The following is a 15,954-nucleotide window of genomic DNA, read 5'->3' as shown; positions in this document are numbered from 1 at the left end:
CCCCGGCCCCGGCGGCCGGCCGGGACCGCGGTCAGCCCGCGGCGCCGTCCAGGGCGCTGTCGGGGACCCAGGAGCCGTGGACGCCGGCCGACACCCGGTGGGGCAGGTGGACGGTGGCGATCCGGTCGAGGCCCGAGGCGTCCAGGACCAGCAGCTGCGAGGCGTCCTGCTTGAGGTCGGAGACCACCGTCAGCAGGTAGCCGTCGTCCTCGCACGTGGCGCGGGCGGCGGGGACGAAGACGGCCTCGCCGGGCAGCCTGGCGTCGCCGGCCCGGTGGATGCGGCGGGCTCCGGTCGTGCGGTCGTACTTGACGATGCCGTAGCCGCCGAAGCCCTTCTCGTCGGGGAAGGAGACGGCGTACTGGTAGCGGTGCTCGGCGCCCAGGTGGCGGGTCGGCGGCGAACTCCTCGGACAGGACGCTGACTTCGGGACTGGCCACGGGCATGGGGGAGACCTCTCGGCGGGCGCGGTGCGGACGGGGCCGACCCCCGCACCGGCCCGCCCGCGTGGCAGGACGAGCGAACTGCGGTCCAGGTTGCGTCGGTTGCCGACTCGAGTCGGGCTCCCGGAGTCCCACGGCCCCGCTGCGCCCGACTTCACCCGGACGGTGCGGCACCGGCGCCCACGCCGGCCCGCAGGGCCGGCCCGGCGCTCCTCGCCGGCCGGTGGGCGGCAGCGGACCGGTGAGCTCCTCGGCGATGTCTGGGACGGATCGGGCGGGGCAGGCGGAGGGCATGAGCGAATCCGTTGCGCACACGTCCAGCAGCTACTACGTCACGGTCCGCGGGGAGCGTTTCACCTGCGGTGAGGTCACGGGCCTCGGCCCCCAGGGGGACCTCGGCCTGCCCGGGCAGGAACTCACCCTCACCCTCGGCGACTGCGTCCTCACCGACGTCCCCGGCGCCGCGGACTGGGCCCTGTCGGCGGAAACCGCCGCCGAACCCTGCCACGTCAAGATCGAGGAGATGAGGCCCGACTCGGCCGCCCCGGTCACCACGTGGTACCTCAGCGACGCCAGGCCCGACGTGATCACCGACCAGAGCACGACCGCGACCAGCCACGAGACGCGGATCGGGCGGCTCACCGTGCACGCCGCGAAGATCTCGCCGGACATGCCGCAGTGATCCCGTCCCCCCGCGGGGCCCGCCCGAAGGGCCCGGGACCCGGTCTGCGGCCGGTCAGTCCAGCCGGATGGCCAGCAGACAGGTGTCGTCCTCGTGGGTCTGGGGCGTGTACGCGGCCATGATGCGGTCGAGGGCCGCCTGCGCCGTGAGCCCGTCGCACGCCACCAGCTCCGCGCGCAGGGCTTCGATGCCCGCGGTGATGTCCTCCCCGCGCCGTTCGACCATGCCGTCGGTGTACAGCAGCAGGAGATCGCCCGGCCGCAGCGCCAGGGTGGCCGTGGCGTACTCGTAGCCGGGCAGCATGCCGAACAGCGGCCCGCGGTGGCCGGTGTCCAGGGCCGTCGCCCGGCCGTCGCGCAGCAGCAGGGGCGCCGGATGGCCCGCGCAGGCCCAGCGGAAATCGCGCCGGGCGTCGACATGGCCGATGATCCCGGTCGCGGTCTGGGCCGCCGGGTCCCCGCACAGGAGTTCGTTGAGCCAGGTGGTCAGCTCGCCGGCGTGGGTTCCCGGCGCGTGCGCGAGACCCGCCAGGGCGTGGCGCTGCTGCGCCATCCGCGCGACGGCGCCCAGTCCGTGCCCGCAGGCGTCTCCGATGGCGAGCAGGCCCCGGCCGTCGGGCAGCAGGCGGCACTTGTACCAGTCGCCGCCGACGGCGGCCTCCGACTCCGCGGGGACGTAGGCGGCCGCCACGGACAGCCCGAGCCCGGCGAGCTCCGCCGAGTGGGTGGGCAGCAGCGCCTCCCGCAGCACCGAGGCCACCCGCCGCTCGGCCGCCGCCTCCTCGCGCAGGCGCTCCGTCTGGCGCCGGGTCGCCGCGAGCCGCTGCCGGCTGCGGACCTGCGCCGTGAGATCGCGGGCGATCAGGTGCACCGACCAGACGAGCCCGTCGGTGGAGAGCACCGGACGGCCCACCAGGTGCAGGGTCCGCAGCTCGCCGAGCACGGTGAAGCGGACCTCGGCCCCGGGCGGCTCCTCCCCGTCGAGCAGGCCCAGCAGCAGCTTCCCGAGGCGGGGCACGTCGTCCAGCAGGGTGGCGTCGCACAGGTCCGACAGCGACAGGGGCCGGCTCGGGTCGGTGCGGAAGAGCGAGCACAGCCCCTCGGACCAGATGGTCTCCCCCGACAGCAGGTCCCAGGTGCCCCAGCCCATGGACGCGATGTACTGCGCGTCGCGCGACAGGAGTTCCGCACGGTTGTGGGCGGGCCGCCAGGTCGCCAGTACGTTGTCCCCGCAGGACGCGGCCTCGTAGAGCAGCTGGGTGCGGTGCAGGCCGTCGCCGCGCCGCTCGGTGTAGTCCACCGCCAGCGCCTTCAGGGCGCGACCGGTGCGGAGCACCTCGGCGAGCGCGTCGACCAGCCCGCCGGCCGCGGCTCCCGGCTGGACGTCCCCCAGCCTGCGGCCCACCTGGCGGTCGGGGGAGTCCAGCCACCGGGCCGGCCGGACGTGGTTCCCGGCCCTGACGGTGAAGTCCACGGTCCGGCCGTCCTCGTCGCGCACGGGGACCAGCAGCGCCGCGGACACCGGGATGGCGGGCAGCGTGGCGCAGACGCAGGCCCACGGATCGTGCCCCTCCGGCTCGTCGCCGCAGGAGTGCCCGGAGCCGCCGCCCCCGCCGCACGCACAAGCCTGCGCCGGAGGGTCCGCCGGGTCCGGCGCGGGCGCCCCGTCCTGGTCCAGCCGCACGCCGGCGGCGCCGACGGCGGCCTTGCGCAGGGCCGCCACCTCGCGCGCGAGGAGTTCCTTCAGCGAGTCCGGGTCCTGCGGGATCAGAGGCGGCATCGTTCCTCACGAAGGGGGAAGGGGGAAATCGGCCCTCTCGAGGACTTTGTCACTTTTTGCGGCTGTCGGCCGTCCGAGAGCGTGCGACGGCGCGTCCCGCGCCGCCGCCGCGCGGGGCGGGCTCAGCTGTCCCGGTTCGCCTGGTTCGTGCGGCGCAGCAGCTCCTCGTGGAGCATGCGGCCGGCGACCGCGCCGCCGAACACCACGACGCCCACGCCGACCAGCCAGGTCTGGATCACCAGGACGGTGCCGAAGGGTCCGTAGGTCACGGCGCTGGACGCGATCAGCGGCGAGAACACCAGCCGGGAGAAGATCCGCAGCCCGAGCAGCCCGACCATGGTGACCGCCGCCCCGGGGAACAGGGCGGTCCACGGGACCCGCCCGCCGAGCAGCAGCCGCTGGGACCACCAGAAGAACAGGGTGCCGATCACGAACGTCACGTAGCCGCGGGCCGGAGAGTCGCGCCACAGCGGCGTGAAGGCCGAGAGGTAGAGGAACCCGATGAGCACGGCCAGCCACAGCACGTGCCGCCACCTGGCCCACCAGCGGGCCGGCAGCAGGTCCCAGATCCTCTCGTAGCCGTTCTGCAGCATCGTGGCGAAGGAGAGGCCGAACACGGCGAGCAGGGCGAGACCGAACGCCGTGGTGCTGCGCCACGCCTGGCCCGGCAGGGCGAAGAGCTGCTCGATCTCCAACCGGGCGGACGCGGACACCCCGAGCCCGTCCCCGAGCCATTGCGCGAACCCCTGCCCGCCGGAGGCGTCCGCCGCGGAGACGACGATCAGCAGCGGTACCAGCGTCAGGAAGCCGAGCGCGGCGAACCCCAGCGCGCGCTGCCACAGGTCCACCTCCCGCACGCGCCCCCAGCGGCGTCCCGCCCGTACCCGGCGGACCGCGCTGCGCATCCGCCCCAGGGGCGACAGCGGCCCGGGCCCCTCAGACTGGAGCATCTCGGCAGCAGGCACTCGGGCGTCCCCGGCCGGGTCCGCGGGGGGCGGGCCGGCGGGACCGGCGGGAAGGGGACTGGTCCGGGGGTGACGTGGTGAGCATGGCCGCTCCAGTTGCCGCTGCTCCCACGGTAGGACTTCCCGGTCCGGGACTCCACGTCCCGGGCAGGTCCGGGCCGGTCCGCCCCCGGAAAACCACGGGCCGCCCCGCCGCACCGCCCGTTACGATCGGGCCCTCACCTTGATCGCGGCGGTCCGACGGAGGCACCGATGGCACAGGCCCCCGAGCGGATGCCCGCCCACCCCGAACGGCTCGAGCGGGGACACCCGTTCCGGCAGTGGAAGACCTGGCGCATACCCGGCACCGAGCTGACCCTCACCGGCTACTCGCGCGCCAACGACAAGACGTTCTTCCACATTCCCGAACTGCGCTGCGCGCTCGACGCCGGCCTCGCGGAAGGCCGTCAGCCGGAGACCGTCTTCCTCACCCACACCCACCACGACCATGCCAAGGACCTCGACTACCTCGCCGCCCGGCCCGCCGGAGTCGACATCCACCTGCCCGCCCCCGCCGTCCCGTACGTGGAGCGCCACCTGCGGGCCTCCGCCGAACTCAACCACGGCACGGCCTACGACCCCGCCCTCGCCGCGAACTGCCGGCTGCACGGGGTGCGCGGCGGCGACACGTTCACCTTCGGCCGCCGCGGACACCACGTCCGGGTGGTGGAGTGCGCGCACAAGGTGCCGTGCGTGGGCTACGCCTTCTCCGAGCGCCGCCGGGAACTGCTGCCCGAGTACGAGGAGCTGCGGCGCACCCTCGCCGGACAGGGCCGCGGCGGCGCCGAGTTCGGGCGCGTCCTCGCGCAGCGCCGCAAGGCGGGCGCCGAAGTGGAACACGAGGTGCTGAAGCCGCTGTTCGCGTTCCTCGGCGACACCCACGTCAGCGTCTTCGAGGACAACCCGTGGCTCTTCGAGTACCCGGTCGTCATCACCGAGTGCACCTACCTCGACGATGCCGAGCTCGACCGGGCCGACCGGGTCGGGCACACCGTCTGGAGCCGGCTGCGGCCCGTCGTCGAGGCCCGCCCGGACACCCTCTTCGTCCTCACCCACTTCAGCTTGCGCCACTCGGACCAGGACGTACTCGCCTTCTTCGGCGACGCCCGCCCCGACAACGTCGTGCTGTGGGCGCACCCCGACAGCCGGCTGCCCGAACAGCACCAGCAGGGCGGCGGTCGGCATGGCGGCTGACAGCGGCTGGGCGCCGTACCCCAAGATCCCCTCCAGGGCCCGGCTGGGAGAGGCGAGGGCGGCCCGGGAGTGGGTCGCGCTGGAGAAGGTCCACGGGGCGAACTTCGCCGTCGTGTGCGGCGGGGCCGCGGTACGCCCGGCCAAGCGCCGCGAACTGCTCGGTGAGAGCGGCCTCGACGAGTTCTTCGGCGTGGGGCGGATCTGGCCGTCCCTGGCCGTCGCCGCGGACCGCTGCGCCGCCGCCCTGCGCCGCGCGTACGGCACCGGACCCTCGGCGCCGGTCACGGTCTACGGCGAACTGGCCGGCGGGCGCTATCCGCACCCGGACGTGCCGCCCACGCCGGGCGCGGAGCCGGTGCAGACCGGCGTCTGGTACGCGCCGGGGCTGCTCTGGATGCCGTTCGACGCCACGGTCGAGACGGCCGGCGGCGCCACCCGCTGGGCCGGCGACCGGGCACTGCGGGAGGCCGCCGACGCGGCGGGCCTGCACTGCGCCCCGCTGATCGCGCGCGGAACGCTCGCCGAGGTGCAGGAGCGGACACCGGTGTTCCCGACCCGGGTACCGGCGCTGCTGGGCCTGCCCGAGCTGCCCGGCAACCTCGCGGAGGGGCTCGTCGTCAAGCCCGCCGAGGACTGGGAGGCCCCCGACGCAGTCGCCGCCGGCCCGGCCGGCCGCCCGGTGGCGAAGTTCAAGCACCCCGCCTTCGCCGAGGACGAGCGCTTCGACGGCTCCCGTCCCTACCGGGCACCGGCCGAAGGCGCGGCAGGGGTGCCAGGCTGGCTCCTCGGCCAGGTCGCCGCGCTGCTGACCCCGGCCCGGGCTGCGGCGGCCGTCAGCAAGCTGGGCCCGCGCACCCCGGCCGAGCAGGTCGCCGCCGAGATCGCCCGGGACGCGGTCGAGGAGGCCGCCGAGGCCCTCGGCGGCCTCGACGAAGGCCTCGCCCCGGCCCTGGAGCAGGCGCTCGGCGCCGGCGCGCTCGCACTCGCCCGCTTCGACGCGGCCGACCGCCGGGCCCCCTGACTCAGCGCCCCGCCAGCGTGTCGCGCAGCCGCCGGGCCTCCTCGAGCAGGCGGGACGACCCCGTCCGCCGGGCCAGGGCGGTCACCTCGGGCAGTTCACCGCGCGCACCCGACAGCCGCGCGGAGTCCGCCGCGACGGCCAGCAGCGCCCCGTGCGCCTGCGGCCGGGTAGCGGCGAGCAGGCCCGGGAGCCCGGCGGCCAGCACAGCCCACACCGGGGCGGCGCCCTGCGGGGCGGCGGCCGCCGACCGCAGCGACTCGGTCACCAGGGCGGCCTTCAGCGTGCCCAGCCCGACGAGCTCGGCGAGTTCCCGGCCCAGCAGGCCCCCGTCCAGCCTGCCCCGCGCGGCCAGCAGGAGCAGCGCCCGTACGGCGGCCTCCCGGTCCTCCTGGGGCACCGAGGCGAGCCCGTAGGCGACGGCGAGGTGCACGGCCGGCCCGGCCGGGCCGTCGGCCGCCGCGAGCGCCTCCAGGAAGGCGGGCGCGCCGCGGCCCCCGTCCTTGTCGGCCGCCGACGCGACCCCGGTCAGCAGCCGGGCCGCGGCGATCTCCGGGTGCCAGGGCAGCGTCGCGACCGTGTGCGCGTCCCGGAAGTCCGGCAGGGACCAGTGCGGACAGGAGAGGTCCGGCTCGAACTTCCGGAACAGGGACCAGAACCGCCGGGGGAACGCCCCGCGGCCCTCGATCGCCTCGTGCCCCACCAGGATCCGGCGGCCGGCGCGTGCCCCGCGGCGCCTGCTGGGGCGCTCGGGCGCACCGGACTCGCGCTCCCGCCATCCCGCCGGCTGCGGGAGGCCGCCCTGCCGCAGCCAGTCGGCCACCCGGGGCCCCTCCGCGAGATCCAGCTTCTCGGCGGCGCGCACGGCTTCGGCGTCGACCGGGCCGCCGACGCGCAACAGCGCCTGCCCCAGGTCCGCCGGGCCGGGCCGGACACCGAGGCGCCCGTACTGCGCGAGCCGCTCGACCAGATGGCGCGGCTCCACCGCACCGGCCGGCCCGCTCGGCACGGACAGCGGGAACGGGACCGGGTCACCGGCCCGCAGCCGTGCGTGGACCTCGCCCACGCGCGCGCCCGCTATGTAGTCCAGCGCCACGTGCTGGCACAGCTCGAGCCAGCCCGCCCCGGCCTTCTCCCAGGACTCCTCGGCCCGTACGGGCTCCACCGCGGCGCCGACCACCCCCGCGAGGCACGCCACCTGAGGGCTCGGCCGCACCGCGAAGGCGCGCGGGACGGGCCCCAGCGCCGCGGCCAGTGCCTCCCGGTCCCGGTGGGCGTGCACCACCACGGCGCCGAGCAGCCGTTCGAACGTCTCCACGCCCGGGTCGCGGCGGTCGGCCAGCACGGCCGCGACCTCGTCGGCGAGCGCACCGACGGACGGTGCGGCGTATTCCCCCTCGATCATGAGACGCAGGCTAGTGCTGTGGCCGACAGCGGTGGGAGCGAGGCTCAGTGCTCGCAGAGGGAGAACTCACGCTCGTAGAGCTGCTCGTTGTGTTCGTCGACGAAGAACTTCCGTTCCCGCATGAGTTGTTCGCGATGGTCCTTCGCCTGCTCGAGCGTCATGGTCGAGGTGTCGGCCCACGGCTGCTGCGGCGGCACATCGGAGGTCGAGACGATCCTCGCCGACGGATCGACCAGGAAGAACGCGAGGATCTTGCGGTGTCCCGGGCGGGTGGCGTCCGCGAGCCGGAAGGAGCCGACGCGGTGCTGCAGGATGTTCGGGAACGCCAGGCAGCGGCCCGCCGGCGTCGACGCCGACCCCAGTACCTGGTTCAGCGCGTCTTCGTCCTCCAGGCCGTAGACCTCACGCAGACCGTTGTCGTCGTTCTGCTCGTAGTTCGGGTCGTCGAGCGCGGCGCGGAAACTCAGCCGGCTCTCGGTGATGTTCTCGCTGTCCCAGTAGTAGAGGCCGGTCGAGACGATCCGCTCGTTCATCATCCCCTCGACGTGCCAGGAGCCCTCGGCGTACTCGGGCTTGTCCGGGGTGAGATGGATGGTGGCGAGCTTGACGATGACCTGCAGACGGCGGCCCCGCAGGTCGACACGGGCGGATGCGTCGGGCACCTGGGGCGGGGCGAAGGCCGGGGCGTCCGGGACGACCGGGCAGCGGTTCTCCCACCAGTCGTCCTGGGCCTGTTCCCAGGCGGTGAGGGCCTCCTCGTAGGCCCCCTCGTCGCCGTAGGAGGACTTGTCCGGGCGCTGCGGCTCCGAGTCGTACCACCCGTAGGGATCGGCCGCTATCCGCAGGGGCCGCGGATGACGCAGGTCGCACAGCACGTTCTCCAGCAGCGGGAGCATGCGCGCGAACAGCTCCGGCAGGACGGAGAGCAGCTCGCGGTGCCACTCGGGGTGGACGTTGTTCACGTACGAACGGAAGGCGACCTCGCCGTCGTCACTGACGTCGACGTCCGTGGGCAGCCACTGGAACTTCTCCGAGAACTCGTACCTCGAATAGCGGTCCGTCGGGTTGTGCCACGCCTGCTCGGGCGCGCCACTCGCCTCCCGCACCAGGCAGAACAGCGAAGGATGCACCAGATCCAGTACCTGGCCGCCGGATCCGGGATGCCAGTCCTTCTCCGCCTCGGGGACCTGCTCCAGGACCTGGACCGCCTCGCGCAGCCGGGACCTCAGCTCGTCCTCGACCAGAGCGTCCGACTGCCACACCCCGTCGACGGCGGACACCTCGACACCGGTCCGGCCGTCCCGCAGCGCGGCGTAGTGCGCGAGCTCGGCGAGCACGTAGCGGACTTGGGCCTCGGTGAGACCCTGGTCGACCGCTTCCCGAGTCCACCGGGCGACGATGCCGGCATCGTTCATCTTGTCGAACCACCCGGGCTTGGCCCGAAGGTGTGAGCTGCACTCCATCATCTCGAGTTCCCGCAGCGTTCGGGGTGTCGCGAACGCCAGGGAACGCGATGCGTGGAAGGGCAGCGGGAAAGCGGACAGGCCGGTCAATTCTCTGGGTCCTCCGAGTCGGTGTGCGGTGGCGGGAAGGATACGTCAGCGGTCTGACACCACAGCCGTGCTGCCCGCCGTCGCAGCCCCGGGAGCCGGGGCTTCGACGCACCCGCGTCTCACCGGGCGCTGCTCCACCCGGCCGTGCCGGAATACGAGTCGAGCAGGTCCACCACGAAGACCAGGGTCGAGCCCGCCGGGATCAACGGCGAGGGCGACTGATTGCCGTAGCCGAGCCGCGGCGGAACGATGATCTCCCGCCGGCCGCCGACCCGCATGCCCCGCACCCCCCGGTCCCAGCCCTTGATGACCCTGCCGGCGCCCAGGGCGAACTTGAACGGCTCCCCCCGGTCCCAGGAGGCATCGAACTCCTTCCCGGACTCGAAGGCCACCCCGACGTAGTGGACCCTGACCACCATGCCCGGCTTCACCTCGTCCCCGTCCCCGACGACCAGGTCCCGGACGGTCAGCTCGGTGGGAGCGTCACCCGTCGGAACGCGGACCTCGGGCCTCGTCGGTTCACTCATCGCAGCCTCGTCACTCTCCGTAGAAGGGCCCCGTGCGGACCACCCGCCCCAGGGACATCCCGCGCGGCGGATGGTCACGCTACCGAGAACGCCGCCCCCGGAGCACACCGCATCCGGCGGCCCACGTGAGGGTCCTCAGAAGAACCCGAGCTTCTTGGGGGAGTAGCTGACCAGGAGGTTCTTCGTCTGCTGGTAGTGCTCCAGCATCATCTTGTGGGTTTCGCGTCCGATGCCCGACTGCTTGTAGCCGCCGAACGCCGCGTGGGCCGGATAGGCGTGGTAGCAGTTCGTCCAGACGCGGCCCGCCTGGATCGCGCGGCCCGCGCGGTAGGCCGTGTTGATGTCGCGGGTCCAGACGCCCGCCCCCAGGCCGTACGCCGTGTCGTTCGCGATCCGCACCGCGTCGTCGAAGTCGTGGAACGAGGTCACCGACACCACCGGGCCGAAGATCTCCTCCTGGAAGATCCGCATGCGGTTGTCGCCCTCGAAGACGGTCGGCTGGACGTAGAAGCCGCCCGCCAGGTCGCCGCCGTGGTCGACGCGTTCGCCGCCGGTGAGGATCTTCGCGCCCTCCTGCCGGCCGATCTCCACGTACGACAGGACCTTCTTCAGCTGCTCCTCGGACGCCTGCGCACCGATCATCGTGTCCGTGTCCAGCGGATGCCCCGGCACGATCAGTTCGGTGCGGGCCACCGCCGCTTCGAGGAAGTCGCCGTACCGGCCCCGCTCGATCAGGGCGCGCGAGGGACTGGTGCACACCTCGCCCTGGTTGAGGGCGAACATGGTGAACCCCTCCAGGGCCTTGTCGCGCAGGTCGTCGTCGGCCGTCCAGATGTCGTCGAAGAACAGGTTCGGGCTCTTGCCGCCGAGCTCCAGGGTGACCGGCTTCAGGTGCTCGGCCGCGTACTGCATGATCAGCCGGCCGGTCGAGGTCTCCCCGGTGAAGGCGACCTTCGCGACGCGCGGGCTGGAGGCGAGCGGTTTTCCGGCCTCCTCGCCGAAGCCGTTGACGATGTTCACCACGCCCGGCGGCAGCAGGTCCGCGACCAGGCTCAGCCAGTAGTGGACCGACGCCGGGGTCTGCTCGGCGGGCTTCAGCACCACCGTGTTCCCCGCCGCCAGCGCCGGGGCCAGCTTCCACACGGCCATCAGGACCGGGAAGTTCCACGGGATGATCTGGGCCACCACGCCCAGCGGTTCGTGGAAGTGGTAGGCCACCGTGTCCTCGTCCAGCTGGCTCAGGGCCCCCTCCTGCGCGCGCAGCGCACCCGCGAAGTAGCGGAACTGGTCGATCGCCAGGGGCATGTCGGCGGCCAGCGTCTCGCGGACGGGCTTGCCGTTCTCCCAGCTCTCCGCGACCGCGAGGGCCTCCAGGTTCTGCTCCATCCGGTCCGCGATGCGCAGCAGGACCGCGGACCGCTCCGCCACGGAGGTCCGCCCCCACGCGGGCGCCGCCGCGTGCGCCGCGTCCAGGGCCCGCTCCACGTCCTCGGCGGTACCGCGCGCCACCTCCGTGAAGGTCTCCCCGGTGACGGGGGACGGGTTGGCGAAGTAGCCGCCCCGGGCGGGCTCGACGTACTCACCGCCGATGAAGTGCCCGTAGCGGGATGCGTACGACATGAGCGCGCCCTCGGTACCGGGCGCGGCGTAACGGGCCATGGATGTCCTCCCCTTGACGGACGCCGGCCACCAGCGGCCGGCGCTCGGGGGAACGCTAGGAGCGGGCGGGTTGCGGATACGTTGCACGCCTGCGGCCGCCGCCGGGCGGTCCGGGCGGCCGCAGGGGGAACCCGCCGGCGCCGAGCTCCCCGTCCAGGGCGCGGACCCGGGCCAGCGCGGCCGGGCGGTCCTCGGGCGGCAGCGCCGACGCGAGGGCCCGCCACGCCTCCCGGTCGTCCGCGCCCCACGGGCTGCACACCCAGTCGGTCAGCAGCCCGGCATCCGCGCGGGCGATCACCGCGGCCCGCGCCTGGTCCTCGATCCGCCGCCGGAGCCGGACGATGCCCGGCGCGGTGGAGGCGGGCAGGAGGGGCCCGGGGTAGCGGTGGAGGGCGGCCGAGACCGCCCCGGCGGCCAGCTGCCGGGTCAGCGCCGTGAAGTCGGCGTCCAGCGCGCCGGCGGTGCGGTAGGGCCGCGACAGCGGGGCGGCTGGCCCCAACAGGGCGCGCAGCCGGGAGATTTCGGCGCGCAACGTCACGGGTGAAACCGACTCGTCCTCGTACAGCGCGATCGCCAGCTCCTCGCCCGACAAGCCCGCCGGGTGGTGCGCCAGCAGGACCATGATCTCGCTGTGCCGCCGCCCCAGCCGCACCCGGCGGCCTCCCGCGACCAGCAGCGCCTCGTCCTGGCCGAGTGCGGTGAGCGTGTCGCCCGCCGTCGGCGGCCCGGGGCCGAGCAGCGCCAACTGGGCCTCCGCCGCCCGCGCGACCGCCCGCACGAAGGCCAGCGAATGGGGGTGGGCGAGACCGTCGCCGCCGGTGATGTCCACCGCACCCAGCAGCCCGCCCGTCCGCGGATCGCGCACCGGGGCCGCCGCACACGTCCACGGATGGACCCGCCGGCTGAAGTGCTCGGCTCCGAAGACCTGGACGGGCTCGCCGACCGCCACCGCCGTACCCGGCGCGTTGGTCCCCATCGCCGTCTCCGCCCAGTGCGCTCCCGGCACGAAGCCGAGCCCCTCCGCCCGCCGCAGCGTGCCCGGTTCGCCCTCCACCCACAGCAGCCGGCCCTGCGCGTCGCACACCGCCAGCAGGTGCGCCCCGTTGGCCGCGAAGGCGCCGACGAGGTCCCGGAACAGCGGCATCACCCGGGCCAGCGGGTGCTCCTCGCGGTACGGCCGCAGCTGCGCCTCGGCCAGCTCCAGCCGGGGGAGGCACTCCGGGCTGACCCGGGCCCGGGCGCACCGCCGCCAGGACCGGGCGATGACCGCGCGGACGGGGGCCTCGACCCGCCCGTCCCGGGTGAACGCGGCATGCGCACGCCGCAGTACGCGGGTGCGCTCGGCGGGATCGGTCCCGCCCGGCAGGGCCACCGAAGGATCGTCCATCCCATCCTCCCGTGGCGCCGCGGAACCCGGAACGCCCCATCGTCGCCCCGCTACCGGCCCCCGGCAAGCGGTACGTCGGCCAGTCCGCGCCGAAACCCGTGCGGAGGCGCGCCGGGCCGACGGGCTCCTACCCCGGGTCGGCCGCCAGGGCCGAGGCCGGGTCCGGGGCCGAGGGGCCCGCCGGGATCCAGCTGCCCGCCTCCCGGCGGTACGGCCACCAGCGGCCCTCCCGGCCCAGCCGGAGCTGGCGACCGGTGTCCGCCTCCGTCCAGCGGGCGCGGACCCGCCGCAGGACCGGAGCCTCCTCGTCCGCCCAGGCCGCGGCCAGCGCCGCCCGGGCCCGGGCCAGGGCGGACCGGTCCGGCGTCCAGTCGTCCTCCAGCGCGGCGAGGGCCGGGGCCCCGCCGAAGCCCCAGGCCAGTACGGCCCGTTCCATCTCGGCCCGCCCACGTCCGGCAGCCGCCGACAGGCGGGCGCGGAGCCGGACGTCACCGGCCTCCGCCGTGAGGCGTACGGCGTCTTCGGCGGCGGTGAGGGGAGCCGCGGGGGCGCGGTCGGCATGACCCGGAGCCAGCGCCCGCGCGAGCTGCCGGTACGCCTCCGACGCGGCCGCCTGCGCCAGGAACTCCACCGCGTCCACGTCCAGCCCGTCCGCCTCCGCCCCGGTGTCCAGCGCCGGCGGCTGGCCCGGCCCCTGCGGCAGCCCGGGCAGGGCGGGCAGCGGCGGCAGGACGGCCCCTGCCGCGAAGGCCTCCGCCGCCGGAACCCCCTCGTCGGCGGCCCCCTGCGGAGCTTCGGCTTCCGCGCTGCTGCGCTCCTCCAGCTCCCCGAGCAGCTCCCGCTCGCCGCGCCCCCGCAGGAGCAGCAGCACGAACGGGTCCTGGTCCAGCAATCGCGCCACCTGGTAGCACAGCGCCGCCGTGTGCGGGCAGTGGTCCCACTCGCCGCAGTCGCAGCGCGGGTCGAGGTCCCCGATGCCGGGCAGCGGATCCGCCCCGGCCGCCGCCGCGTCCTCGGCCAGCTCCGGAGGCACCTCGCGGTCCAGCAGAGCGGCGATGTACCCCGACTCCCCGGCCGCCAGGCCCAGCAGACGGTCCCATTGGCCGGCGGTGAACTCCTGCACCAGCACGTCCGTCCGGTGCGCCGTCCCGTCCCGGTCGCGCACCACCGCGGTCAGCCCGCCCGGGCGGACGGTGACCGCCCCGACGGCGCCCGCGCGCGCGAAGCGGCGGCCCTGCCGGACCTGCTCTCCGTCCAGAGCGCTGTCCTCCAGGGCGCTCAGCCAGGCGTGGCCCCACCAGGTGCGGGCGAAGCCGCGGGCGGGAGCGGGCGGGAGCGCCGGGAAGGTCTTCTCCCGCGGGTACGGGTGCGGGTCTCGGGTGCTCATCCGTCACTCCCCGGGGTCGGGCGCAGCGCCACGAGGTCGGCCAGTTCGGCGTCGGTCAGTTCGGTCAGCGCGCTCTCGCCGCCGGCGAGGACGGCGTCGGCGAGGGCCCGCTTGCGCTCCAGGAGCCGGGCGATCCGGTCCTCCACGGTGCCCTCGGCGATGAGGCGGTGCACCTGGACGGGCTGGGTCTGGCCGATCCGGTAGGCGCGGTCGGTGGCCTGTTCTTCGACGGCCGGGTTCCACCAGCGGTCGAAGTGGATGACGTGGCCGGCCCGGGTGAGGTTCAGCCCGGTGCCCGCCGCCTTCAACGAGAGCAGGAACACCGGGACTTCGCCCGCCTGGAACCGGTCGACGAGCTCCTCGCGGCGCGGCACCGGCGTCCCGCCGTGCAGCAGCTGCGCGGCGATCCCGCGCCCGGCGAGGTGCTTCTCCAGGATCCGGGCCATCGCCACGTACTGGGTGAAGACCAGCACCGAGCCGTCCTCGGCGAGGATCGTGTCGAGGAGCTCGTCGAGCAGGTCCAGCTTGCCGGAACGGGCGCCGGAGGCCTCCTTCGCGTACTGCGCGGGGTGGTTGCAGATCTGCTTGAGGGAGGTGAGCAGCTTGACGACCAGACCGCGCCGCTCCATCCCGTCCGACTCCGCGATCGCGGCGAGCGTCTCGCGTACGACCGCCTCGTACAGCACGGTCTGCTCGCGGCTGAGGGTGACGGGGTGGTCGGTCTCGGTCTTGGGCGGCAGCTCGGGCGCGATCCCCGGGTCCGACTTCTTGCGGCGCAGCAGGAACGGGCGTACCAGGGCGCTCAGCCGGGCCGCCGCCTGCGGGTCGCGGCCGCTCTCGACGGGCTCGGCGTAGCGGGTGCGGAAGGTGCCGAGGCGCCCGAGGAGACCGGGCGTGGTCCAGTCGAGGACGGCCCACAGCTCGGAGAGGTTGTTCTCGACGGGTGTGCCGGTGAGCGCGACGCGCGCCGCGGCCGGGATGGTGCGCAGCGCCTTCGCGGTCGAGGAGCGGGGGTTCTTGACGTGCTGGGCCTCGTCGGCGACGACCATGCCCCAGCCGGTGGCGGCGAGGACGGCCGCGTCCGCGCGCATCGTGCCGTAGGTGGTCAGGACGAAGCCGCCGCCGAGGCCGGCGAGGCTGCGGGCGGGGCCGTGGTAGCGGCGGACGGGCGTGCCGGGGGCGAACTTCTCGATCTCCCGCTGCCAGTTGCCCAGCAAGGACGCGGGACAGACCACGAGCGTGGGCTGGGGCCGAGGGCGGGCGGGGGCGCAGTCGCCGTCGGGGCGGTCGCGGCTGTCGTCGCGGTTGCGGTGCAGGTGGAGCGCGATCAAGGTGACGGTCTTGCCCAGGCCCATGTCGTCGGCGAGGCAGGCGCCGAGGCCGAGCGAGGTCATCCGGTCCAGCCAGCGCAGTCCGCGCAGCTGGTAGTCGCGCAGGGTGGCGCGCAGCTCGGGGGGCGGGAGCAGCGCGGGGCCGCCGGGCTCCTGCGGATCGGCGGCCAGGCGGGCCCGCAGGCGTTCGAGGGAGCCGGTGGCCGCCACGTCGACCCGCTCGCCCCCGATCTCCGCCGACCCGGTGAGTACGGCGGCCAGTGCGTCGGCGGCCGTGAGCCGGCTGCCCCGTCGGGCGAGGGCCCGGCGGGCCTCGGCCGGGTCGATCAGCACCCACTGGTCGCGCAGCCGCACCAGCGGGCGGTTCGCCTCGGCGAGGCGGTCGAGCTCGGCGCGGGTGAGGTCGTCCTGGCCGCCGAGGGCGTGGCGCCAGCTGAAGGAGAGCAGGGCGCCGGGGGAGAGCAGGCCGGAACCGAGGGCGGAGTGCGGGGAATCGGGATCCTGCCGGGAACCCGGCGTACCGGCCGGGGCCGCTGAGCCGGCCGGGGCCGCTGAGCCGGCCGGGGCCGCTGAACCCGGCGCGGC

The 15,954-nt window shown here is 74.9% G+C and carries 13 protein-coding genes; 3 read left to right on the top strand and 10 right to left on the bottom strand.

All coding sequences use genetic code 11. From position 1 onward, the window contains the following. Positions 1 to 31: 31 nt before the first annotated feature. Positions 32 to 601 (bottom strand): carotenoid oxygenase family protein, encoded by a 570-nt coding sequence (locus tag AB0D66_RS24035; protein WP_362307060.1) that lies wholly within the window; start codon positions 599 to 601, stop codon positions 32 to 34. A 134-nt stretch (positions 602 to 735) separates the two neighbouring features. Here AB0D66_RS24035 and AB0D66_RS24030 point away from each other — a divergent pair, with 134 nt between their 5' ends. Then, on the top strand, positions 736 to 1,125 hold the full coding sequence (locus AB0D66_RS24030) for a hypothetical protein (RefSeq protein ID WP_362307057.1): 390 nt from the start codon (positions 736 to 738) through the stop codon (positions 1,123 to 1,125). A 54-nt stretch (positions 1,126 to 1,179) separates the two neighbouring features. Here the strand turns inward: AB0D66_RS24030 and AB0D66_RS24025 are convergent, their stop codons facing one another. Then, positions 1,180 to 2,904: a PP2C family protein-serine/threonine phosphatase gene (locus AB0D66_RS24025; RefSeq protein ID WP_362307054.1), complete on the bottom strand. Its 1,725-nt coding sequence runs from the start codon at positions 2,902 to 2,904 to the stop codon at positions 1,180 to 1,182. A gap of 122 nt (positions 2,905 to 3,026) precedes the next feature. Beyond that, positions 3,027 to 3,809 (bottom strand): YhjD/YihY/BrkB family envelope integrity protein, encoded by a 783-nt coding sequence (locus AB0D66_RS24020; RefSeq protein WP_362307240.1) that lies wholly within the window; start codon positions 3,807 to 3,809, stop codon positions 3,027 to 3,029. A gap of 312 nt (positions 3,810 to 4,121) precedes the next feature. Between AB0D66_RS24020 and AB0D66_RS24015 the strand changes: the two genes are divergently transcribed. Beyond that, on the top strand, positions 4,122 to 5,102 hold the full coding sequence (locus tag AB0D66_RS24015; protein ID WP_362307051.1) for an MBL fold metallo-hydrolase: 981 nt from the start codon (positions 4,122 to 4,124) through the stop codon (positions 5,100 to 5,102). Beyond that, positions 5,092 to 6,123, top strand: a complete 1,032-nt coding sequence (locus tag AB0D66_RS24010; RefSeq protein ID WP_362307048.1) for an RNA ligase family protein — start codon at positions 5,092 to 5,094, stop codon at positions 6,121 to 6,123. The genes AB0D66_RS24015 and AB0D66_RS24010 overlap by 11 nt, the downstream gene beginning before the upstream one ends. Position 6,124: 1 nt before the next feature. Here the strand turns inward: AB0D66_RS24010 and AB0D66_RS24005 are convergent, their stop codons facing one another. The 7 genes from AB0D66_RS24005 to AB0D66_RS23975 form a co-directional block, all read right to left on the bottom strand. Beyond that, positions 6,125 to 7,525 (bottom strand): hypothetical protein, encoded by a 1,401-nt coding sequence (locus AB0D66_RS24005; RefSeq protein WP_362307045.1) that lies wholly within the window; start codon positions 7,523 to 7,525, stop codon positions 6,125 to 6,127. A gap of 44 nt (positions 7,526 to 7,569) precedes the next feature. Then, entirely contained in the window at positions 7,570 to 9,078 is a 1,509-nt protein-coding gene (locus AB0D66_RS24000; protein ID WP_362307042.1) for a DUF4246 domain-containing protein, read from the bottom strand. Positions 9,079 to 9,197: 119 nt separating this feature from the next. Continuing rightward, positions 9,198 to 9,605: an FKBP-type peptidyl-prolyl cis-trans isomerase gene (locus AB0D66_RS23995; protein WP_362307040.1), complete on the bottom strand. Its 408-nt coding sequence runs from the start codon at positions 9,603 to 9,605 to the stop codon at positions 9,198 to 9,200. A gap of 135 nt (positions 9,606 to 9,740) precedes the next feature. Beyond that, positions 9,741 to 11,264 carry an aldehyde dehydrogenase family protein gene (locus AB0D66_RS23990; RefSeq protein WP_362307037.1) on the bottom strand — a complete coding sequence of 508 codons (1,524 nt, stop codon included), beginning with the start codon at positions 11,262 to 11,264 and terminating at the stop codon, positions 9,741 to 9,743. Between the two features lie 55 nt (positions 11,265 to 11,319). Then, positions 11,320 to 12,651 carry a GAF domain-containing protein gene (locus tag AB0D66_RS23985; protein WP_362307034.1) on the bottom strand — a complete coding sequence of 444 codons (1,332 nt, stop codon included), beginning with the start codon at positions 12,649 to 12,651 and terminating at the stop codon, positions 11,320 to 11,322. Between the two features lie 127 nt (positions 12,652 to 12,778). Beyond that, positions 12,779 to 14,038: an SWF or SNF family helicase gene (locus AB0D66_RS23980; protein ID WP_362307031.1), complete on the bottom strand. Its 1,260-nt coding sequence runs from the start codon at positions 14,036 to 14,038 to the stop codon at positions 12,779 to 12,781. After that, a partial coding sequence (locus AB0D66_RS23975; RefSeq protein WP_362307028.1) for an SNF2-related protein occupies positions 14,035 to 15,954 on the bottom strand: 1,920 nt, incomplete at its 5' end. The genes AB0D66_RS23980 and AB0D66_RS23975, both read right to left, overlap by 4 nt.

The organism is Streptomyces sp. NPDC048270, from assembly GCF_040652335.1.
Lineage (GTDB): Bacteria > Actinomycetota > Actinomycetes > Streptomycetales > Streptomycetaceae > Streptomyces.
The sequence above is the reverse complement of the archived record's forward strand: the minus strand, read 5'-3'. Positions and strand labels throughout refer to the sequence as shown.